Below are 21,402 nucleotides of genomic sequence, written 5' to 3' on the forward strand. Positions count from 1 at the left end.
CTAAACTTGTAATGCGTATAAATAAATAATGTTTGAATTATGTTCTTTAAATAAAACCATATTGTTAATCGAGCTCTCATAAATGTCATAATTCTCATTTGATTTTGGTACAAACCATTCAGGCTTCTCATCGTCAAAATTCAAATCCAATTTAGGGTCTTTAGTTATTTCGAATTTATAATGTTCTATAAAATAAGAATTTAAAAACGACTCTGAGGTCTCAAATTTGACATGTAATTCAAATTCGTAAGACCAATGTGCCGATTTCCAGAATCTTGAATCGATTATTTTTATTTCTTTTGGAGGGTCTTCTCCAAAAACTTTATTCCATGTATCTGGATCATTTTCAAATGTTCCTGAACCACAACTAAGACTTGTCATTGCAACAATATAGATTAAGAACAATCTTTTATGCATCTACAATGGTTTTCAAGCGTTCTACAAATCCAAATACATCCATATAAGAATTATATAGTGGTACTGGAGCACATCTTATTACATCTGGTTCTCGCCAATCGGTAATGATTCCTGCTTTTGTAAGTTGATTATGCAACATTTTGTCTGCATTTTTAACTTGGATTGAGAGCTGACAACCACGTTCTTTAGGATTACTAGGGGTTATGATTTTAATATCCGAATTATTAAGTTCATTAATTAAAAACTCAAAATACCCAGTTAAGTGTTTCGATTTCTTACATAATTTATCAAACCCAGCAACTTTAAACACATCTAATGATGCGCGTATGGCTGCCATGGATAAAATTGGAGGATTGCTTAGTTGCCAACCTTCGGCGCCTGGTAACTGGTCAAATTCGTCACGCATTCTAAATCGAGTTTGCTTATTGTGTGACCACCAGCCAGTAAAACGGTTAAGGTCTTTTCTATAGGCATGTCTTTCATGAACAAAAGCACCAGATAAACTTCCTGGGCCAGAATTTAAATATTTGTAGCTACACCAAACCGCAAAGTCTGCTCCCGAATCGTGAAGATTGAGTTGTACATTTCCCGCTCCATGAGCGCAATCAAAACCAACAATACAACCATGAGCATGACCTAAGTCTGTAATTCGTTTCAAATCGAAAAATTGACCCGTATAATAATTTACACCTCCAATCATGATTAAGGCAATTTCGTCGCCATGTTCTTTTAAAATGGTTTCTAAGTCATCATAATTAGCTAGTTCTTCTCCTTCTCTAGCCTTCCATAGAATCAACCCTTCTTTATCGTCGTATCCATGATGGCGTAACTGAGATTCTACTGCATATTTATCACTTGGAAACGCATCGGCTTCAATTAAGATTTTATATCGTTTGGAAGTTGGTTTGTAGAAACTCACCATCATAAAATGTAGGTTGGCGGTTAATGAGTTCATTACAACAACCTCAAGAGGTTTAGCTCCAACAATGTCTGCCATAGTTTGTGATAAAAACTCATGATAATGTAACCATGGATGACTTCCTTCGGTATGTCCTTCTACACCAAGATTTGCCCAGTCTTCTAATTCTTGATTGATATATCCTTTAGTAATTTTAGGTTGTAATCCTAATGAATTTCCAGTCATATAAATGAGCTCATTTCCGTCATTATCTTTCGGTATATGAAACTGAGTTCTGAAAGCTGAGAATTCGTCGTTTTGGTCTTGTTGCTTAGCATATTCAAGACCTAGTGTATATTCAGACAAGGTTGTTGATTTTATGGTATCTAACAAAAATAAGAATAATTATGCTAGAACGAAATAGTAATAAGTGTCATTTTTTTTGATGGTATTAGGATTTAAATTTTTACTATCTTTAAGAAAAATAATATCGGTATGGGTAAGATAAGAGAATATACTAATGGAGAGGTTACCGTAGAATGGGAAGCCGAAAAATGCATACATTCTGCGATTTGTGTTAAAGGGTTGTCTGAGGTCTTTCAACCAAAGGAGCGTCCATGGATAAAAATTGATGCTGCAACAACTGATGCCATTGTGAACCAAGTTAAAGCTTGTCCTTCTGGAGCTCTTGGGTATTATATGAATGGAGAGGATACCCATGAAGCAACTCAGTTAGAAACTAAAATAGAAGTTTTAAAAGATGGACCACTTTTAGTTTATGGGACATTAAAGGTGACTCATAAAGATGGGAGTGAGGAGACTAAAAATAAAACAACAGCTTTTTGTAGATGCGGCGCTTCATTTAATAAGCCATATTGTGATGGAACGCACGTCAAAGATGGTTTTACAGGTTAATTTGATATTACAATAGGCATAAGTAAAAAGCGCTTTAACGAAGTAGTTAAAGCGCTTTGAATATATATGGACGCCAATGGCGGAATATTTATATACTGTATATACGGCTTAGGTCGGGAGTTAGATGTTTTTATTACAACAAAAATCTAAATACTTGCATTCTTTCAAGGTTTGAAAGGATATATTACTATTTTATCTCAATATTTGAGAAGTATAGGTTAAAATTACCGTCAGCCATTTTATGATCCTTCGCAATCTTAATTCCATTAAAGGTTTCATAATTTTCAAAGGTGGTAGTCATGGATGGATTTTCTTGATTACCTTCTCTAAATACCCATTCTCTAATGAGATAATTGTTGTCAAAGTAAATGTCGTAAGCATCTCCTGGAGTATAACCACCATTATTACTATAGGTTAAAATGATTTTATTTAGTTCTATTTTCGATATTGGTGCAACTTCTTTAACTGGATCAGAAATTGTAGTGCCTTCATCCCAAACTAACTGAAATGGTACCAATAACCAATATTTATCATTGATAAACCCTTTATCTGCATTAAGTGATAAGCTATCCACCGATTTTCGATTGAAACTTATGGTGTCTTGACTAGAAATTAATCTTATATCACCTGTTTTAGGAGCCCAAGACCATGAACGTTCAAAATGATTGTCACCACGATCAACATTAAAAGTAAATTCAATGTTATTTAAGTTGCTCCAATTATTATAACCATGCGCTTGTGCTATTTTCTCGGCAGTACTTAACTCTTCTTTTACTTCAGAAACAGAAATTGGTAGTCTGGCTTGTTCTTTTGAATCTGTTTTGCAAGAAATCAATAGTAACATTATAAATAATAATGTAATAAATCGTGTCATTTGTTTTTTTGCAAAGTTACTACAATCTTTATAGTTCCGAAATATTATTACATTAGAGAAAATTTTAAATGATGAGTGAAGATTACTTTGAAGTCAATAGACATACATGGAATGAAAAAGTCAAAGTACATTCTAAAAGTGAGATGTATGATTTGAAGGCCTTTAAAAAAGGAAAGTCTTCATTGATGACTTATGAATTAGCAGCTTTAAACAATGTGAAAGGCAAATCACTACTGCATTTGCAATGTCATTTTGGTCAAGATACTTTGAGTTGGAGTAGGCTAGGTGCGAAGTGCGTTGGTGTTGATTTGAGTGATGAAGGTATTAAACTCGCTAAGGCTTTAAATCAAGAACTCGAATTGGACGCAGAGTTTGTATGTTGTAATGTTTTAAATACTTCAGATTATATAAGTGATACGTTTGATATTATATATACGAGTTATGGTGTCATTGGATGGTTGCCCGATTTAAAACCATGGGGTAAAATGATAGCCGACCGATTAAATTCGGGAGGTATGTTTTATATGGTTGAATTTCATCCTATAGTATGGATGTTTGATTATTTGGAAGACATAAAAGTGATGCGCTATGGCTATATGCAAGATGAAGCCATTTATGAAGAATACGAAGGAACCTATGCCAATCAAGATTCAAAGATGGTTAGTAAAGAATATGGCTGGAATCATGGGTTGAGTGAAGTTGTTAATGCACTCGTTGAAGCTGGATTACGTATAGAATATTTAAATGAATATGATGAAAGTCCATATAATGTATTACCAGATTTAGTCGAAACCAAATCTGGTAATTATGTTACAAAGGATAAACTTTATCCTCTTATTTTTGAAATTAAAGCAACTAAACCCTAATCTTTAACTATTAATTTTGAGCCTACTGATTTTCCATCAATATAGAAGGTCATCAAATAGGATCCAGTTCTTAATTGCGTCATGTCAATTGTAGCTTGATTGCTGCTAATGACTTTATTTAAAACTCGTTGTCCAAGAATACTATGCACTTTTACTTCGGAAATTTGCGTATTCGATTCAAAGTTTACAATCCCAGAAGTTGGATTTGGATAAAGTCTTACGGTTAATGAGTCTTCTTCTGAAATGCTTAAGCTATTGTCTGTAATATCTAAGCTTATTGACGTATTAAAGTAATTATTTGGTGTAGTATCTGGTGAGTTTGGCCCAACTGAATAAGTAATCGTATAATTACCAATGGTAGATGCTGAAACATCTATAATACCTGTATTTTGGTCAATTACCAACCCAGAAGGTGTACTTAAATATATTCCTCCAGCAATTCCATTTGTTAAAGATGGCGTTGGGTCGGTATCGGTTATATCATAACTCGTATTAGCATAATTAAATGCTGAAAAATCATTATAATGAATGTCTAAGTAATCTAAAACAACATTAGCATAATCGATTGCAAAAGGTTCAAGAGTATTTGGTCTTGTATCATAAGGGGATCCTAAATCTCTTACACGTCTATTGACTTCTGTCATGATGCCATCAATGGTTCCACTGCCACCTATACTTGCACCTCCTCCAGTACCATTACCAGATCCGTGACGTCTGTTGTTATAAAAATTTCCATCGAAATACGGGTTACTATGTGGTGTTGTATCATCACAACTTGTATTACCATAATCTGAATTACTTGGAATAGCTCTGTATCCAGATGAAACACCACAACCAGGATCGACATTATTATTATAAAATACACCAGGTGCTTCTTGAAATAATTGCCCTAGACTGTTATCTCCTCTTACAAGTTCTTCGTGAGTTAAACCATTTAGGTTATTGTTGACTAAGTTCTTAATTGTTGACTTGTCAATAATTGAAGAGCTATTTAAATCTGAAGAGTTAAGTTCTGTAGTAGAAATATTATAACCAATTTCTATTCTTGGAATAGTATGGCTTTGACCATGTAAATCAATATATAAGCCTTTCCCCCAGTTTGCTTCTACGGCTTGACTGGCATCATTGATGTAATTATGGAAGTCACTCCAATACGATGCCGCATGACTATTACCACAAGACCCTTCACTTACCATTCGGTTTGGATCTACTTTTGAGCGGTGCAAGTTATTTATAATTACGTGAGCATAACCGCCAGTTCTAGCATAAATCTCATCCTGAATTCGTCTTACTAGTATTTCTGTGTTATCATCTCTCTCATTAGTGCCACATGTTCTATCTGGTAAATTTGCATCATCATCAGGATAGAATACACCACCAATGGTTTGTCCAGATTGAAGCACACCACCGTGAGGTGCAGATATGATAATAGGTAAATTTCCAGGGATGTATTCTATGTATTGATTAGAATTAGAATACTCTGAAACACCAGGAGTTTGAGCATAGGCTAAACTCGAAAGCATAGTAACACATAGTAGGTAAGTAATTTTTTTCATCATAAGTGTATTTGTAGATTTGGGGAATCTAATATTACTGAATCGCTAAAATACGCTTATTGACGACAAAACACCAAAATTAATCGATGAAACGCACTAATGTTCAGATTTTTCTTTCAAAACCTCAGGCATTTTTGCTTTAAAACGGTTTAATCTTGGAATCGAAACATTTCTGATATAACCTTGATTTGGATGTAGTCGTTCGTAATTTTGGTGATAATCTTCTCCAACCCAAAACTTTTGAAATGGATATACTTCTGCTGCGATAGTGGCATCAAGTTTTTTGGCTAATGCTGCTTTTTTCTCTTCAATGATTTGTTTTTGTTCATCATTTTGATAAAAAATGATTGAACGATATTGGGAACCTTTATCTGGTCCTTGCCCATTAACTTGGGTTGGATTTTGAGACGCAAAGTACACATCTACTAAAGTTGCAAAGCTTACGATCTTAGGGTCGTAAATAATTTCAACGGCTTCAGCATGTCCTGTTGCTCCAGTATTGCTTAATTGATAGGTTGGGTTGTCTGTGAACCCTCCAGAATATCCGCTTATAGATTCTTCAACACCTCTTACACTTTCATAGATGGCTTCAACACACCAAAAGCATCCACTTGCAAAATAAGCTCTAGCTTTTCCATTTTCAATAGGTACTTCAATTGGGTCTGCATTAATTACCGCTTGTTGCTTTTCGTTTATTTGTGCATTGTTCTGACAGCTAAATAGAATAATTATAGCTAAAGTTGATACTATTTTTTTCATGAGTAAGTTTTCTTTTTCTATGGGTCGTATAAAAATAAGAAACCTTAATGTCAAGATTGTAAAAGTTTTATTAAAATGAAAAAGCCTTTATCAATTGATAAAGGCTTTTAGTTATAGGCTGTTAAAGGATTAAAGTTTTGCAAACATTTTTTCCATTTTTTCTTTTTCTTCTTCTGCTAATTGAGCATCTACTAAGATTCTTCCACTATGTTCATCTGTAATCACTTTTTTACGAGATGCAATTTCGACTTGAATTTGTGGTGGAATTGTGAAAAACGATCCTCCAGAAGCACCTCTTTCGATTGGTACAACTGCTAATCCGTTTTTAACATTGTTTCTTATGCGTAAGTAAGCATTTACCAAACGCTCGTCTAATTTCTTTTGGAAATCTTCCGATTTCTTTATTAATGCTTCTTCTTCTTTTTGAGTTTCAGCTAAAATAGCATCTAGCTCACCACGTTTATGTTTTAAATGTGTTTTACGATCTTTAAGACGATCTTTAGTCTCATCAATCACTTCTTTTTTCTGCTCAATTTGAACTTTAAATTCTTTGATATGCTTTTCAGCTAATTGAATTTCTAACTCCTGAAATTCAACTTCTTTAGTTAAAGAATTGTATTCTCTGTTATTTCTAACATTCTTTTGCTGTTCAGTATACTTCTTGATTAATGCTTTCGCCTCTTCAATTAAGTTCTTTTTTGATTTAATTTGGTCATCAATTAAATCTAGATTTGTCGCTAACTTTTCAAGCCTAGTATTTAAACCTTCAACTTCATCTTCTAAATCTTGAACTTCAAGAGGTAATTCACCTCTAACGTTTCTTATTTCATCTACTCTAGAATCGATTAATTGTAAATCATAGAGTGCTCTTAATCTATCTTCAACAGATGTTTCAGCTTTTTTTGCCATAATTATAAATACTTTACCGGATTTGTATTTGTCGTTGATAAAACGACTGCAAAATTAGTAATTTTTTTTGAGAGATAGTCCACTAAAAAGTTTTTTGTGAATTGTTCGCTTTCATAATGTCCAATATCGGCTAAAATTATGTTACCTTCTGCTGAGAAAAAATCATGGTATTTTAAATCGGATGTAATTAAAATATCAGCTCCAGCACCTTTAGCGGCAGAAATAGCAAAACTTCCAGAACCTCCTAAAACCGCTACCTTTTTAATGCTGTCTTTAGATAGTTCTGAATGTCTAATACAAGAGACATTCATTTTAGTTTTAACAAATTCTAAAAAAGAGACAGCTGATTGTTCACTTTTAAGCTCACCAATCATTCCAATTCCAATATTTTGATTATAATTATCAAGTGTAGTTACTTCAAAAGCGACTTCCTCATAAGGATGGTGTTCAAATAATGCATGAAGTAATTTAGATTCAACATGTTTGTTAAAGGTTACAGAAATTTGAATTTCTTGTTCTTCGTGGAATTCGCCTTTTTGACCAATCGTAGGATTTGAAGATTCATTGCCTCTATACGTACCTTTTCCTTCAGCACTAAAGCTGCACTTATCGTAATTGCCAATATTACCAGCGCCAGCATTAAATAATTGGTCTCTTAAAGCATTTGCATTTCCTACTGGAACATAAGTGGTTAATTTTTTGATGGTTCCTTTTTGAGGAATTAATATTTTTTTGCGCTCTAAACCAAGCGTATTGCAAATAATATCATTAACACCTTTGAGCGCATTATCTAAAGCGGTATGGATGGCATAAATGGCAATATCATTTTTGATAGCTTTTAAAACGGTACGTTCCACATAATTTTTTCCTGTGAGTGATTTTAAGCCTTTAAATATAATAGGGTGAAAGCTAACAATAAGATTGCAATCTTTTTCAATAGCTTCATCTACAACCGATTCTAAGGTGTCTAAAGTGATTAAAATACCAGAAACAGTAGTTTTTTTATTTCCAATGAGTAGTCCTACATTATCAAAATCTTCTGCATATGACAAAGGCGCTAGGTCTTCTAAATGATTTATAACATCTTGAACAATCATATTATTAATGGTGTTAGTTTAAAAACAAATATAAAATATTAACTTCGTTCTAATGAAGCTACTCAGAAAAATACTCTTTCCTATTGTTCCTATCTATTATTTTGTGACTTGGTTACGAAATAAGTGCTACGATTTGGGGTGGAAATCTTCTAAATCTTATGAATTACCTGTTATCTGTGTTGGAAATTTAAGTACAGGTGGAACTGGAAAAACGCCAACTATTGAATATTTAGCACAACTGATTAAGGGTCAATATAAAGTAGCCATATTAAGCCGTGGTTATAAGCGTCAGAGTTCTGGGTTTATAATTGCTGATGCAAATGCTACTGCTAAAACGATTGGAGATGAACCCTTTCAGTATTATCAAAAATTTCACGATGTCATTGTGAGTGTAGATGCTGATAGACAGCATGGGATTTCTCAGTTAATTAAGCAAAAGCAACCTAATGTTATTCTCTTAGATGATGCTTTTCAGCATAGAAAGGTAAAAGCAGGGTTCAATATATTGCTTACGGCATATGGAGATTTGTATTCCGATGATATTGTATTGCCAACTGGAAATTTGAGAGAGCCAAAATCTGGGGCAAAACGTGCCGATATTATTGTGGTTACTAAATGTCCAAGTGACCTAGAAACTATAGAAAAAGAGCAAATTATTGCTAAGTTAAACCCTTTGGTTCATCAATCTGTTTTTTTTAGTCACATTACATATTCAGATGACATTTATAACGAACAAGGACAGGTGGCTTTAGATACTTTGAATGAAAAAAAGATTACGTTAGTTACAGGAATTGCCAACCCTAAGCCCTTGTTAGAATATCTTGATTCAAAATCAATTGTATATGAGCATTTAAAATTTAATGACCATCATGCATTTTCACCCTTAGAGATTGAAAGCTTGAAGTCTAAGAAATTGATATTAACTACTGAAAAAGATTATGTACGATTGCAACCAGATTTTAAATCGCGTGCTTCCCAATTATATTATTTACCGATTTCATTTACTTTGGAAGATGAAGATGAATTTGATGCAATACTATTATCGTATGTGAGCTCTAATTTATAGAAGCGGTAGAGTTTTGGTTTTCGGCCAATACTTCGTAAAGTTTTTTCTCAAAGTCCTCTTGTTTGAATGGCTTAGAAATGATATCGTCAAATCCTGCTTCTTCAAATTCATGCATTTTGTCTTCTAGAGTCACCGCAGTAAGTGCGAAAATAGTCAATTCTTTATCGAATGTTCTTATACGCTTGGTGGCTTCAAGTCCACTTATTCCAGGCATGTGAATGTCCATTAAAACAATTTTGTAATCATTTTCTTTTACTTTTTCTACGGCTGCTTCACCATTGTCTACGATATCACATTCTAGATTCATTTTGTTGAGAATCTTTTTGGTGATCATTTGGTTAATCTTGTTGTCCTCAACAATCAAGATCTTAATGTTACTAATGTCCAATTTGCTAATGTTTTTAGAATAATCTTCTTTTTCGATTTTAACAGTTTCTGGAGCGTAGGTTAATGGAATTTCGAAAAAGAATGTGGTGCCTTTTCCGAGTTCACTTTTGAGGTAGATTTTTCCTTTTAATATTTCAATAAGACCTTTAACGATAGACAGACCAAGACCTGTTCCACCGTATTTTCTATTGATTTGTATCGAGCCTTGGGAGAAGCTCTCAAACATATTATCTTGTTTTTCTTTTGAGATTCCTATACCATTATCTTCAATTTCGAAGCGTAGAATGTAGTCCTCATTACTTTTAGATATGCTATAAACTCTTACCCAAATATCTCCATCTTTGGTGAACTTAATAGAGTTACCAATGAGGTTAATTAAGATTTGAGAAATTTTAAGATTATCGCCGATAAAGGTTTCTGGTAGCCCTTTCTCATAATCATAATGCATTTGGATATTATTATCTAATGCTGAATTGTTTAAAGCTGAGCATACATTTTCTACCTTGGTTTTAAGGTTAAACAATACAGGGTCTAGTTCAACTTTATTCGCTTCAATTTTATTAATTTGAAGTATGTCATTAATAAATGTTAAGAGATAGTCACCTGAAAATTTTAAAGATTTTAAATGCGGAATTTGCTCTGGATTAGGCTTTTCTTCTAGTAACATATTTGTTAAGCCTGTCACCGCATATAATGGTGTTCTGAGCTCATGTGTTACAGTAGATAAAAAATTTGCTTTAGTTTTTGATGCCAATTCTGCTCGTTTCATTGCTTCAATTAAATCATCATTCTTTTCTTGAAGCATATTATTAGATTTTAATCTAATATTGTTGTTTTTGTAAAGAGAAAGCGTTAGCAGAGACAAAATAGTAATTAATGCAATACTTAATATCGTAGTTATTTTAGCGAGATTACTGTCAGATTCTTGTTCTTCTACTTTTGTTTTTAATTTTTCAAGCTCGGCTGCATTATATGTTTTTAAGTATTCTGCTCTGCGTTCAGGTGATAAGTTAGCACGTTGAATATTAAGAATAGAATCAGTTAATTTTACATGTTTCTGAAGATATTCATGGGCTAGTTCAAAGTTCTTATCGTTTTCATAAATAGCACTTAGAGTTAAATAGCCTTCATTGACATTTTCGATAAGCTTATTCGTTTTTGCAATAGCTAAACCTTCATTTGCTAAGTCGATACCTTTTTGGTTATTGCCTAATTTATCTAAGGCTTTGCCGCTAAAAATTAGAGCATTTGAAAGTACTTCGTTTTGATTATTCTTCTTTGCAGAAACAATAGTATTCTCTAAAAGAGATTTTGCCATTTTAAAATCTTTAAGATTTAAATGAATTTTGGCTTCATTAAGGGTCACTTCGGGAATATGACTTTCCAAATCTTCTTCTTCAAATAATTGTTTAGCAGATTTTAAATACCCTAAAGCATCTTTATACTCTTCTTTGCTTGAGTGGAGTGTGCCTTTTATACTATAAGTTATAGCTAAATTGGCATCATCATTTAACTCTCTTTGAATACCAGCGGCTTTAGTGAGTGATATTAAAGCTTTGTCGTATTCGTTTACGGTGTATTGAAGTTTTCCAATTTTAGCATGAATTATGCCTTGACTTTTTTTGTCATCAATACTTATGGCAAGTTCTAATGCATTTTCAAGATTGTCCTTGGCATTAAAATAATCACCACGTTCTATATCAAGATCTGATTTAGTGATGGTATTCTGTATGCGTAATTTTAACACGTCAATATCTTCATTCTCATTAGTTTGAGCAGATAATGCACACGTAAAGCATATTAAAAAAGCAACGATGTAGTATTTAATTTGGGACATAATTTGCCACTTTCATTTGGACAAATATAAATATTTATTCGATAAAAGACACTATTTCATCGATAAATTGCAAATTAAATCTAAAATTCTACTAGAATACCCTGTTTCATTATCGTACCAACCCACTATTTTTATCATGTTTCCGATTACTGAAGTCATTTGAGCATCAAATATGCATGAATGTGTATTTCCGACGATGTCAATTGAGACAATTGGGTCTTCAGTATATTGTAGAATATCTTTTAAATGTGTGTTGGCAGCAGTTTTAAAGGCCAAATTTATATCCTCTATGGTTACAGTTTTTTCGACATTGAAAGTAATATCTGTTAATGAACCATTGGCTACAGGTACTCGAATACCACATCCTCCTATGACCTCTGATAGCTCGGGAAAGATTTTCGTTAGCGCTTTAGCAGCTCCAGTTGTAGTTGGAACAATAGATTGTCCTGCGGCTCGAGCACGACGTAAATCTTTGTGTGGCTGATCGTGAAGACTTTGGTCTGTTGTATAGGAGTGAACAGTAGTAATATATGCTTGCTTTACTCCACAAAGCTCATTGATTACTGATATCATTGGCGCTGCATTATTTGTAGTACATGAGGCATTAGATATAATTAACTCATTACCAGAAATAATATCATCGTTGATGCCTAATACTACAGTTTTTATATCATCCTCAACCGGAGGAACAGATAATATAACACGTTTTGCACCATTTTTAATATGATGCATTAAGTCTTCTGATGTTTTAAACTTTCCAGTAGCTTCAATTACAAAATCGATGTCAAAAGGAGACCAATTAATGACATTAGGGTGTTTGCAATTAAGTAACGGAATCTGTCTGCCATTAATATTTATTGTGGTTTCTGAAGCAGAAATATCATGTTTTGAAACTCCATGAATACTATCATATTTTAGGAGATGACTTAATGTTTTAGCATCAGCAAGGTCGTTTATGGCTACAACTTCAATATCATTTCTCTCCTGTATAAGTCTGAAGACACGTCGTCCAATACGCCCAAATCCATTTATAGCAACTCTAATCATTAATTGATATGTTTTTGTGCCTTATATGAAGACCTAACTAAGGCGCTACTTTCTACATGTCGAAACCCTATGTCTAAACCTATTTGTTGGTACTCTTCAAATTGATCAGGATTAATAAACTGTTTTACAGGTAAATGCTTTTTACTTGGTTGTAAGTACTGACCAATGGTTACCACATCGACTTCATTATTCCTTAGATCATGAAGCGTTTCGATAACTTCTTCGCGCGTTTCACCAAGACCAAGCATGATACCTGACTTTGTTCGGCGTTGGCCTTGTTGTTTCAAATATTTTAAAACATGCATGCTACGGTCATACTTTGCTTGAATTCTAACTTCCCGAGTTAGGCGTCTCACAGTTTCTATATTATGTGATACAACTTCTGGGGCGACATCAATAATTCGGTCGATATGTCTTTCGATACCTTGAAAATCTGGAATAAGAGTTTCCAAAGTTGTTTCTGGATTCATACGACGAACGGCTTTTACCGTTTCGCTCCACATGATGCTTCCCATGTCTTTAAGATCATCTCTATCAACACTGGTTAGTACAGCATGTTTAATTTGCATAATTTTAATGGAACGAGCTACTTTCTCAGGTTCATCCCAATCTACAGTTTCTGGTCGTCCCGTTTTTACACCACAAAAACCACAAGAACGGGTACAAACATTTCCTAATATCATAAAGGTTGCTGTGCCTTCTCCCCAACATTCTCCCATATTTGGACAACTTCCCGATGTGCAAATGGTATTTAGTTTGTATTTATCGACAAGACCTCTTAATTCTGTATATTTTTTACCTGTTGGTAATTTCACACGGAGCCATTTCGGTTTTGGCTCACGAATTACTTTACGTGTCTCTGCAATTTTTGTATCCATGTAATCTATTTGTGGATTGCAAAGATACGAAGTATATTATTAATGTGGAGTTACAAACGTGTTAGATACCAGATGCTAAAACCTATTAAAAATAAGATGCCCATCCAGCTTAAAACATGTAATTTCATTGAAGGTTGCCATGTTTTTGGAGTGTGTTCGCTACATATTAATTTGTAATTAATGATCGCATAAAACGGCGCAGTTATAAAAGATAAAATGGTCGCAATTTTTATAAGTAATCCCATTTCAGATAAAAAGAAAAAGAAAATAACACTTGTACCTAAAACCAAAATTATAATCCAAAATAAGTACGAACGTTTTATAATGTCACCAAATAATAGTTTCGTAGTTTTTGCCATAGCTCTTGGTGAAGCATCTAATGTTGTTAGCGTTGTGCTAAACATGGTTGTAAATGCAGCGACACCAATAATTATATAGGACCAATTACCTAAATTTTTAGTGTACATTGAAATGAGTTGATTAGAGAACTCACTAGCTTTACCACTAAAAGTTTCTCCACTCTGAAACATCACTAAAGCGCCTAAGGTTAAAAAACCTAAACCTAAAATAATAGTTGTAAAATAACCAACATTGAAATCAAAAAGGGAAGACTTTACATTGAATTCGGTTTCAGTTTTTTTCTTCTCTATTGCCCAAAGTGAATGCCATACTGATATATCCAAGGGGGCTGGCATCCAGCCCATAAAAGCAATTAAGAACCCAAACTCCATGGCATTTGGAAAGGTTTGGCTTAGTGACACTGCTTGGTTTGTATTTGGAATTGCAAAACCAACAGCTACGATTGTACTTATGGTTAATGTTACGATGATAAACTTCATGAGTTTATCTAAAAAACTGTATTTACCTATAATTAAGATGATAAAGCAAATGGTTAGGATAATAGTTGTCCATGTTTTTGTAGAAATAGAAAAACCAAAAATTGATTCCGCTAAACCTGCTGTTACTATTGTGACGGCAGTTTGAATGGTAAACATTGTTGCGAATGTGAGGATAAAATAAGCCATTAGCACACCTTTGCCTAATTTTTTATAACCATCAAGAAGTGTTTCACCTGTTGCCATGGCATAGCGTGGTCCAAACTGAAAGAAAGGATACTTAAAAATATTAACCAGTAAAAGTGCCCAGATTAGTCCAAAACCGAAATCAGCTCCAGCTCTTGTTGACTGTACTAAATGTGATACGCCAATTGCAGCGCCTGCAAACAATAGTCCAGGACCTATTTTCTTTAAACTGAAACTCACTATTCTTTTTTGATAATTTCTGATAATAATTTTTTTGCTCTCAATAACTTAACCTTAACATTATTCATTGGTTCTTTTAAATGCGCCGAGATCTCTTTATAACTTAATTCTTGAAAGTACCTTAGATTAATGACTTCTTGATAATGTGGTTTTAATTTTTTGATATCACGAAGTAATTTAGCTAAATTTTGTTCGGTGATTAATTTATCTTCTGGTGATGGCGATTCGTCTATAATAGTAAAATAGTCATCATCTTCATCACTATTTGAACGACTTGAAATTGTAGATTTTTGCTTTCTCACCAAGTCAATATGTAAGTTTTTTGAAATGGTAATTAGCCATGTTTTAAACTCAAAGTTATCATTGTAAGTGTGAATTTTATCAAATGCTTTTGAAAAGGTTTGAATGGTTATATCTTCAGCATCATTTTCATTTTCAGTACGTTTCAGCTGAAACCCATATACGCTATTCCAGAACGTATCCAAAAGAAAATTGAAAGCAATTTGATCGTTTTGCTTTGCTTTTTCTATGGCGTCTTTTACTTCCAATGGTGTGGTTTTGATATAAGATTTTTTATAAATATAAAGAATTGTATAGTAATTAGAAGAATTTCTAAAAAGGGTAGGAAGATAAGTAATTTGGTTTCGTTAAGTTTTTTTGATGCTAAATATAGATTTGTATATTGAACAATAAAGCGAAGAATAACAAGAGGGACTACCACTTCCCATCTAAATAAAACGACCAATAAGGTTATTGTTAATACCCAAAATAAGATTTGAGATAGGTAAAATAATCCGAGTAAAAATTTGTGCGTTGGTTTGTAATGATTTGCAGAACTAATATGTCGGCGTTTTTGCAGTATCCAGGATTTGAATGTTGTTTTAGGAATAGATTCAGTAAAACTATCTTTAGTTACACACAGCGCGACATTAGTTTTAGTAGCGACTTGATTGACAAAAAGATCGTCGTCTCCAGATAGGATATCCATATGTTCTATAAAACCATTAGCTTTAAAAAATTCGGCCTTTTTGTAGGCTAGATTTCTACCTACAGCCATATAGGGTAGTCCAATTTTTGCATAAGACAAGTATTGTACGGCAGTTATGAAAGTTTCAAATCGAATGAGAAGATTCAATAAAGAACCTTTAATCGTTTTGTAGGCTCCATAGCCAATTACTATAGACTTTTCGTTAGTGAAATATGAACACATGTCATTTATCCAATTTTTTGAAAGAGGTTTACAATCGGCATCTGTAAACAATAAAAAATCACATGATGCGGCTTTTATACCAAGAGTAAGTGCATATTTTTTATTTCCCCAAAATTTTTCAACAGGTTTAACATCTACAATTTTAATACTATTATGTTGTTTTTTAAATTCTTCCATAACCTCTAAAGTATGATCTGAAGAATTGTCATTGATTAAAACTAACTCATATGATTTGTAATCTTGTTCTAAAAAAAGAGGAAGGTTTTTAGATAAATTATCAGCTTCATTTTTAGCACAAATAATGACTGAGACATTTATGTTTTTTGTAGTAGGTTTTTTTTGATTGAATGTAGCAAACCTACCGAAGATTATCCCGTAATAAATAAGTTGAATCCCAACAATTACGATAAAAGTGTAAAAGAGAATTTCAAAGAAAGACATCAACAATTACGAGTGTTGAGGTTCATTACAATTTTCAAATTGATCAGGTGTTTTTCCACAGAAACCACAAGCTTCACCTTCTTTATTGAGCATAGGATTTTGACTAGCGCAAGTGCCTGCAAATTCACCATCTTTTTTTGCCCACAATTTAATGGCTATTCCAGCAACGCCAAGACCTAAAAGTAATAATGTGATAAGAATGAGTTTCATCAGAATTTATTTTGTGCAAAGATAAAAATTTTGAATGTTTTAATTGAATAATCTGTGATGTATTGTTGAGGCTTAAAAGAGATATGTGACCTATTAGTTTGTTTAAGTGTCTAAAAGTTAATAAATTAAACTTTTTACTAACTAATATTAATCATTATGAAAAAATTATTGGCAGAGTTCTTCGGAACATTTTGGCTAGTTTTTGGAGGTTGTGGTAGTGCTGTTTTTGCTGCTGCCTTTCCAGAATTAGGAATTGGCTTTGCAGGTGTTGCATTGGCATTTGGTTTAACAGTATTGACTATGGCTTATGCCGTTGGCCATATATCTGGCGGACATTTTAATCCAGCAGTTTCTCTTGGATTGTGGGCAGCTGGGAAGTTTTCGGCGAAAGATTTGATTGGTTATATCGTCGTTCAAGTTATTGGTGCTTGTGTAGCTGCTGGAGCATTATATTTAATTTTAACAGGAAAATCTGATTTCGTTGATATTGGAGGGTTTGCTTCTAATGGTTATGGAGAGTTGTCGCCAGGTGGTTATAGTATGATGTCTGTTCTAGTGGCTGAGTTTTTACTAACGATGTTCTTCTTACTAATCATATTAGGTAGCACAAATGTTAGAGCACCTAAAGGGTTTGCTCCAATTGCTATTGGTTTAGGATTAACACTAATACACTTAATTAGTATTCCTATTTCTAATACGTCTGTGAATCCAGCACGTTCAACAAGTCAGGCGCTATTTGCTGGAGGAGAATTTACTGCACAATTATGGTTGTTTTGGTTAGCACCTATTGCTGGAGCTATTGTTGCAGGGCTTATTCATAAAGCCTTTTTTGACAAGGAATAGTAATATCATCATAAAATAAAAAAAAGCCACTTATGAAATATTAAAAGTGGCTTTTTTTAAGTTTTATCGCTTAATTATTTTTATTCTTTAATGCGATTTCCGCAACAGCGTTATCAGAACTATTACTGTTTTCTTTTGGTCCAATTGTTATGCTTAGGCCTAAGGCATCTTCCATGTAAGGAAGTGCTTGCATATTCTTTTCTGAAGGATCAATGATGCCAAGGCTAACAAAGTGATCTTCCATTTCTGCCCATACCTGCACAAACTGATCTTCAGTTAATTGAGGTAAAGATACAATATCAATCATTGATGTTTTTTCAACAGCATTGATATAGGCTACTGTTTTTAATTCTTTAGCACGTTCATTTCCTCTTAAAACATATTTTTCTGTTTCAGGATTATTGAGCTTCATGAATTGACGTGTTAAATTATCGAGTTTATTATTGTTATCCTCAATATCGCTTCTCAAATCGAAAATTTCATCAACTACAATTTGATTTTCTTTAAGAAGTGCTTTGTTCTGTTCATTTTTCATGTAGTATCCACCAGCAAATACAAGTGCAACAATACTAGCAGCAATACTATACCAAGGTGTTCTACGTTTAGGTCTATCGATACGAATCACAGGTGTCTCTTCTGCTTTTATTTCGTTTTTGATTTGATCTAAAACAAATTTAGGAGCTTCAACGGCATCGGCTTTAGCTAATATATGCAGGTTGTCTTGTAACCTTAAATATTCACGTTCCACCTCTGGAAATGTTTTGATATAATGTTCTACTTTCAGACTTTCTGAAGCAGATGTTTCATCTAGTATGTACTTGTCAAGTAAACCAGAATGAAAAAAAGTATGTAATTTTTTTTCCATTTTTAATTTATTTCTGGATCATAGACCTTTTTCAGTTCTCGTAATCCAATTTTTAATCTAGACTTTATCGTGCCTAATGGTATGTCTAATTCATCACTTGCTTCTTGTTGAGTCATGCCCTCAAAAAACAAGGCTTTCAAGACAATTTGGTACTTTTCGTCCAATCGGGCAACATGCGTTTTTAAATCCAAAACATCTTGGTTTAAACTTGCTGTTGGTAAGATATATACGTTAGATGTGTCAATTTGGACTTCTTTTTCAAATCTATTGTTAAAACTTCTTAGTTTATCTATAGCTGTGTTTTTAGCAATTCGAAACAGCCAAGTAAATAATTTTGCTTTTTTAGCATCGTATTTTTTGGCATTCTTCCAAACCTTTACAAATGTTTCTTGAAGCGCATCTTGAGCTAATTCTTCATTAATAGTTACTTTCAAAATTACACCATAGAGACTGTCAGCATAATTTTCATAAAGAAGATCTATTGCTTTTTGGTCGCCTTTGGCGAGTAAATTGACGATTTGTTGTTCTATAGGAGTGCTCAAAAAAATCTAATTAAAATTTTATAAAAAATTGAATTTTAAAACGTCCAAAATTAGTTCTTATCCGTATATAAGAATAAGACAGTAAAATTAGTAAATAAATACTAAAACGGATTTTAATCCATTATCATATAATTTCTGTGGAATAGAATTTTTCTTCCGTAAAGAAAATTGATTAATAGCATATTCAATTCCCTATTCTATAGTGAACCTTAGCCTCATTAATTTGAGGCTTTTTTTATATGATATTGACTTCAGCTTCAATATTGATGTTAAAAATACGAGCGATTGTTTTTTGAATGAGTTGAGATAGTTCAAGAATTTCAGATCCTTTGGCACCTCCATAATTTACAAGAACAAGCGCCTGTTTTTTGTGTACGCCATAATTATTGAATGTTTTACCTTTAAAACCTGCATGTTCTATCAGCCAACCAGCTGGAATTTTTATTTCAGTTTCGGAAACCATATAATGCGGTGCATCAGGAAAATTATCTTGTAATTTTAAGAAGGCATCTTTTGTAATAATAGGGTTTTTGAAAAAACTTCCTGAATTTCCAATCTCCTTAGGGTTTGGTAGCTTGCTCTCACGAATTGTAATTACTGCTTTAGATATATCTTGAATTGTAGGTCGTGTTATTTCCATGACTGCTAACTGAGAACGAATAGCGCCATAATTTGTGTGAAGGGCATGATTCTGGGTTGTGAGTTTAAAGGTTACGCTAACAATAATATATTTTCCTTTTGCTTCTTGTTTGAAAATAGAATTTCGATAATCAAATTGGCAATCAAAATTTGTAAAGTTTTCTAATTTTAAGGTGTTTAAATTTAATGCTTTACAAGACAAGAATGAGTCTTTAAGTTCGACACCATAAGCTCCAATATTTTGAATTGGACTGGTGCCTACATTTCCTGGTATGAGTGATAAGTTTTCTAAACCACCGAAATTATGATTCAAAGTCCAAAGTACAAACTCATGCCAGTTTTCACCTGCTTGGCTTTCTACGATAACATTAGTATCTGTTTGGGATAATATTTGCTTCCCTTTTAAATTTAGATGAATCACCAAAGCATTAACATCTTTGGTAAGCAGCATATTACTTCCTCCACCTAATATGAATTTTTCTGGATAAGCATCTGAAGCATAAATTGTTTTTAATTCTGCTACAGAAGAAATAGACACAAAATGCTTGGCTTTGACATCTATACCAAAGGTATTGTATGGTTTTAAAGATATATTATGTTGAATTGTCATTAATCGTTATATACTTTCAACGCCTCTTTAATGATATGGACGGCTTTTTTTAAACTCTCTTTGTTAAGTACGTAGGCAATTCGGATTTGATTTAGACCAACACCAGGCGTACTATAAAAACCTGCAGCTGGAGCTACCATTACTGTTTCATTGTCAATGTCAAAAGACTCTAATAGCCATTGTGCAAAGGCATCAGAGTTTTTAATAGGAAGTTGAGCGATACAATAAAATGCACCTTTCGGACTGGCTACCTGTACGCCTTCAATCGTATGAAGCTCCTCAATTAAAACGTTTCGACGCTCAACATATTCTTCAATAACATCGTCAAAATAGCTTTTAGGAGTATCTAAAGCTGCTTCGCTGGCAACCTGTGCTAAAGTAGGCGGACTCAAACGTGCCTGGGCAAATTTTAATGCAGTTTTGATCACATTTGCATTTTTTGATACCAAACAACCAATTCTAGCACCACACATACTATAGCGTTTTGATACAGAGTCTATAACAATAGCGTAGTCTTCTAATCCTTCTTCTTGCAAGATAGAATGATGGCTTGCTCCATCGTATGCAAACTCGCGGTAAACTTCATCTGCTATTAAAAACAAATCATGTTTTTTTACAATTGCAGCTAGTTTTTTAATTTCTTCTTTAGAATATAGATAACCAGTTGGATTTCCAGGGTTGCAAATGAGGATAGCCTTAGTTTTCGAAGTAATTAGCTTTTCAAATTCTTCAATAGGAGGTAAGGCAAAGTTGTCTTCAATTTTTGAAATGACAGGAACAACTTTTACCCCAGAAGCAGTGGAGAAACCATTATAATTTGCGTAAAATGGTTCTGGGATAATTACTTCATCATCAGTATCCATAATAGTTCCAAAGGTAAATAATAGTGCTTCACTTCCACCAGTTGTTACTATAATGTTGTCATGATTAACATGAATGTCATTATTGGCGTAATAATTGGCAATCTTTTTACGATAAGTTTCAGATCCTTCAGACCTAGAATACGATAAAACTTCAATATCACTATTTTTAACTGCCTCTAATGCAATTTCTGGTGTTTTAATATCTGGTTGGCCAATATTGAGGTAATAAATGCTTTTTCCAGATTTTTCTGCATGTTCAGCAAAAGGCACTAGTTTTCGTATTGGAGATTCTGGCATTGAAACGCCTTTTTTAGAAATTGTTGGCATGATTAATTATTTTGAACGGTAAAGTTCTGAAAATTATCTTAAATTTTATTTAAAAAGTAGTGTTAAAAACTTAACATTTGTAAC

The 21,402-nt window shown here is 33.2% G+C and carries 22 protein-coding genes; 4 read left to right on the forward strand and 18 right to left on the reverse strand.

Translation table 11 applies throughout. The features are described from left to right. Together ACTU6T_RS09655 and kynU are read right to left on the reverse strand one after the other, a co-directional pair. Positions 1-417, reverse strand: coding sequence for a hypothetical protein (locus ACTU6T_RS09655; RefSeq protein ID WP_460218005.1), 417 nt, complete (start codon positions 415-417; stop codon positions 1-3). Then, positions 410-1,681: a kynureninase gene (kynU, locus tag ACTU6T_RS09660; RefSeq protein ID WP_460218006.1), complete on the reverse strand. Its 1,272-nt coding sequence runs from the start codon at positions 1,679-1,681 to the stop codon at positions 410-412. Before kynU ends, ACTU6T_RS09655 begins: the two co-directional genes overlap by 8 nt. A gap of 129 nt (positions 1,682-1,810) precedes the next feature. Between kynU and ACTU6T_RS09665 the strand changes: the two genes are divergently transcribed. Further along, positions 1,811-2,230 (forward strand): (4Fe-4S)-binding protein, encoded by a 420-nt coding sequence (locus tag ACTU6T_RS09665; protein WP_460218007.1) that lies wholly within the window; start codon positions 1,811-1,813, stop codon positions 2,228-2,230. A gap of 187 nt (positions 2,231-2,417) precedes the next feature. Here ACTU6T_RS09665 and ACTU6T_RS09670 read toward each other — a convergent pair whose 3' ends face one another. Then, a complete protein-coding gene (locus ACTU6T_RS09670) occupies positions 2,418-3,104 on the reverse strand; it encodes a hypothetical protein (protein WP_460218008.1) in 687 nt (228 codons plus the stop codon). A 71-nt stretch (positions 3,105-3,175) separates the two neighbouring features. On the opposite strand from ACTU6T_RS09670, the gene ACTU6T_RS09675 reads away from it, so the two are divergent. After that, positions 3,176-3,970 carry a class I SAM-dependent methyltransferase gene (locus ACTU6T_RS09675; protein ID WP_460218009.1) on the forward strand — a complete coding sequence of 265 codons (795 nt, stop codon included), beginning with the start codon at positions 3,176-3,178 and terminating at the stop codon, positions 3,968-3,970. Here ACTU6T_RS09675 and ACTU6T_RS09680 read toward each other — a convergent pair. The 4 genes from ACTU6T_RS09680 to ACTU6T_RS09695 form a co-directional block, all read right to left on the reverse strand. Then, positions 3,967-5,529, reverse strand: coding sequence for a T9SS type A sorting domain-containing protein (locus tag ACTU6T_RS09680; protein ID WP_460218010.1), 1,563 nt, complete (start codon positions 5,527-5,529; stop codon positions 3,967-3,969). The genes ACTU6T_RS09675 and ACTU6T_RS09680 overlap by 4 nt on opposite strands. Before the next feature lie 93 nt (positions 5,530-5,622). Beyond that, positions 5,623-6,285 (reverse strand): peptide-methionine (S)-S-oxide reductase MsrA, encoded by a 663-nt coding sequence (msrA, locus tag ACTU6T_RS09685; protein WP_460218011.1) that lies wholly within the window; start codon positions 6,283-6,285, stop codon positions 5,623-5,625. 129 nt (positions 6,286-6,414) lie between these two features. Then, positions 6,415-7,194 (reverse strand): zinc ribbon domain-containing protein, encoded by a 780-nt coding sequence (locus ACTU6T_RS09690; RefSeq protein WP_460218012.1) that lies wholly within the window; start codon positions 7,192-7,194, stop codon positions 6,415-6,417. 2 nt (positions 7,195-7,196) lie between these two features. Continuing rightward, a complete protein-coding gene (locus tag ACTU6T_RS09695) occupies positions 7,197-8,291 on the reverse strand; it encodes a Nif3-like dinuclear metal center hexameric protein (RefSeq protein ID WP_460218013.1) in 1,095 nt (364 codons plus the stop codon). Between the two features lie 52 nt (positions 8,292-8,343). On the opposite strand from ACTU6T_RS09695, the gene lpxK reads away from it, so the two are divergent. Then, positions 8,344-9,357, forward strand: coding sequence for a tetraacyldisaccharide 4'-kinase (lpxK, locus tag ACTU6T_RS09700; protein ID WP_460218014.1), 1,014 nt, complete (start codon positions 8,344-8,346; stop codon positions 9,355-9,357). Here lpxK and ACTU6T_RS09705 read toward each other — a convergent pair. From ACTU6T_RS09705 to ACTU6T_RS09735, 7 genes are read right to left on the reverse strand one after another with little or no spacing between them, the layout of a single operon-like run. Further along, entirely contained in the window at positions 9,347-11,581 is a 2,235-nt protein-coding gene (locus ACTU6T_RS09705) for an ATP-binding protein (RefSeq protein ID WP_460218015.1), read from the reverse strand. The two genes, lpxK and ACTU6T_RS09705, sit on opposite strands and share 11 nt — an antisense overlap. 51 nt (positions 11,582-11,632) lie before the next feature. Further along, positions 11,633-12,628: a type I glyceraldehyde-3-phosphate dehydrogenase gene (gene gap / locus ACTU6T_RS09710; protein WP_460218016.1), complete on the reverse strand. Its 996-nt coding sequence runs from the start codon at positions 12,626-12,628 to the stop codon at positions 11,633-11,635. After that, positions 12,628-13,506 (reverse strand): lipoyl synthase, encoded by an 879-nt coding sequence (lipA, locus tag ACTU6T_RS09715; protein ID WP_460218017.1) that lies wholly within the window; start codon positions 13,504-13,506, stop codon positions 12,628-12,630. The genes gap and lipA overlap by 1 nt, the downstream gene beginning before the upstream one ends. A 50-nt stretch (positions 13,507-13,556) precedes the next feature. Next, positions 13,557-14,768, reverse strand: a complete 1,212-nt coding sequence (locus ACTU6T_RS09720; RefSeq protein WP_460218018.1) for an Nramp family divalent metal transporter — start codon at positions 14,766-14,768, stop codon at positions 13,557-13,559. After that, positions 14,768-15,316 (reverse strand): RNA polymerase sigma factor, encoded by a 549-nt coding sequence (locus ACTU6T_RS09725; protein WP_460218019.1) that lies wholly within the window; start codon positions 15,314-15,316, stop codon positions 14,768-14,770. The genes ACTU6T_RS09720 and ACTU6T_RS09725 overlap by 1 nt, the downstream gene beginning before the upstream one ends. Further along, positions 15,307-16,419 (reverse strand): glycosyltransferase, encoded by a 1,113-nt coding sequence (locus ACTU6T_RS09730; RefSeq protein ID WP_460218020.1) that lies wholly within the window; start codon positions 16,417-16,419, stop codon positions 15,307-15,309. Before ACTU6T_RS09730 ends, ACTU6T_RS09725 begins: the two co-directional genes overlap by 10 nt. Positions 16,420-16,425: 6 nt before the next feature. Further along, positions 16,426-16,629, reverse strand: a complete 204-nt coding sequence (locus ACTU6T_RS09735) for a membrane or secreted protein (RefSeq protein ID WP_460218021.1) — start codon at positions 16,627-16,629, stop codon at positions 16,426-16,428. 156 nt (positions 16,630-16,785) lie between these two features. On the opposite strand from ACTU6T_RS09735, the gene aqpZ reads away from it, so the two are divergent. Next, positions 16,786-17,472, forward strand: a complete 687-nt coding sequence (aqpZ, locus tag ACTU6T_RS09740) for an aquaporin Z (protein WP_460218022.1) — start codon at positions 16,786-16,788, stop codon at positions 17,470-17,472. 70 nt (positions 17,473-17,542) lie between these two features. Here aqpZ and ACTU6T_RS09745 read toward each other — a convergent pair whose 3' ends face one another. From ACTU6T_RS09745 to ACTU6T_RS09760, 4 genes are all read right to left on the reverse strand, one after another. Continuing rightward, the gene (locus ACTU6T_RS09745; protein WP_460218023.1) at positions 17,543-18,337 is read right to left on the reverse strand and encodes an RNA polymerase subunit sigma-70; all 795 of its coding nucleotides are present in this window, start codon (positions 18,335-18,337) and stop codon (positions 17,543-17,545) included. Positions 18,338-18,339: 2 nt separating this feature from the next. Beyond that, the gene (locus tag ACTU6T_RS09750) at positions 18,340-18,879 is read right to left on the reverse strand and encodes an RNA polymerase sigma factor (RefSeq protein WP_460218024.1); all 540 of its coding nucleotides are present in this window, start codon (positions 18,877-18,879) and stop codon (positions 18,340-18,342) included. 235 nt (positions 18,880-19,114) lie between these two features. Next, positions 19,115-20,128 (reverse strand): UDP-N-acetylmuramate dehydrogenase, encoded by a 1,014-nt coding sequence (gene murB / locus ACTU6T_RS09755; protein WP_460218025.1) that lies wholly within the window; start codon positions 20,126-20,128, stop codon positions 19,115-19,117. After that, positions 20,128-21,318 carry a pyridoxal phosphate-dependent aminotransferase gene (locus tag ACTU6T_RS09760; protein WP_460218026.1) on the reverse strand — a complete coding sequence of 397 codons (1,191 nt, stop codon included), beginning with the start codon at positions 21,316-21,318 and terminating at the stop codon, positions 20,128-20,130. The genes murB and ACTU6T_RS09760 overlap by 1 nt, the downstream gene beginning before the upstream one ends. Between the last annotated feature and the right edge of the window lie 84 nt (positions 21,319-21,402).

This window comes from Psychroserpens citreus, from assembly GCF_055686305.1.

Bases quoted from the DNA above. Each gene is read 5' to 3' on its own strand.
- ACTU6T_RS09655 (WP_460218005.1), bottom strand. From the start codon at position 417: ATGCATAAAAGATTGTTCTTAATCTATATTGTTGCAATGACAAGTCTT.
- ACTU6T_RS09665 (WP_460218007.1), top strand. From the start codon at position 1,811: ATGGGTAAGATAAGAGAATATACTAATGGAGAGGTTACCGTAGAATGG.
- ACTU6T_RS09670 (WP_460218008.1), bottom strand. From the start codon at position 3,104: ATGACACGATTTATTACATTATTATTTATAATGTTACTATTGATTTCT.
- ACTU6T_RS09675 (WP_460218009.1), top strand. From the start codon at position 3,176: ATGAGTGAAGATTACTTTGAAGTCAATAGACATACATGGAATGAAAAA.
- ACTU6T_RS09680 (WP_460218010.1), bottom strand. From the start codon at position 5,529: ATGATGAAAAAAATTACTTACCTACTATGTGTTACTATGCTTTCGAGT.
- msrA (WP_460218011.1), bottom strand. From the start codon at position 6,285: ATGAAAAAAATAGTATCAACTTTAGCTATAATTATTCTATTTAGCTGT.
- ACTU6T_RS09690 (WP_460218012.1), bottom strand. From the start codon at position 7,194: ATGGCAAAAAAAGCTGAAACATCTGTTGAAGATAGATTAAGAGCACTC.
- ACTU6T_RS09695 (WP_460218013.1), bottom strand. From the start codon at position 8,291: ATGATTGTTCAAGATGTTATAAATCATTTAGAAGACCTAGCGCCTTTG.
- lpxK (WP_460218014.1), top strand. From the start codon at position 8,344: ATGAAGCTACTCAGAAAAATACTCTTTCCTATTGTTCCTATCTATTAT.
- ACTU6T_RS09705 (WP_460218015.1), bottom strand. From the start codon at position 11,581: ATGTCCCAAATTAAATACTACATCGTTGCTTTTTTAATATGCTTTACG.
- gap (WP_460218016.1), bottom strand. From the start codon at position 12,628: ATGATTAGAGTTGCTATAAATGGATTTGGGCGTATTGGACGACGTGTC.
- lipA (WP_460218017.1), bottom strand. From the start codon at position 13,506: ATGGATACAAAAATTGCAGAGACACGTAAAGTAATTCGTGAGCCAAAA.
- ACTU6T_RS09730 (WP_460218020.1), bottom strand. From the start codon at position 16,419: ATGTCTTTCTTTGAAATTCTCTTTTACACTTTTATCGTAATTGTTGGG.
- ACTU6T_RS09735 (WP_460218021.1), bottom strand. From the start codon at position 16,629: ATGAAACTCATTCTTATCACATTATTACTTTTAGGTCTTGGCGTTGCT.
- aqpZ (WP_460218022.1), top strand. From the start codon at position 16,786: ATGAAAAAATTATTGGCAGAGTTCTTCGGAACATTTTGGCTAGTTTTT.
- ACTU6T_RS09745 (WP_460218023.1), bottom strand. From the start codon at position 18,337: ATGGAAAAAAAATTACATACTTTTTTTCATTCTGGTTTACTTGACAAG.
- murB (WP_460218025.1), bottom strand. From the start codon at position 20,128: ATGACAATTCAACATAATATATCTTTAAAACCATACAATACCTTTGGT.
- ACTU6T_RS09760 (WP_460218026.1), bottom strand. From the start codon at position 21,318: ATGCCAACAATTTCTAAAAAAGGCGTTTCAATGCCAGAATCTCCAATA.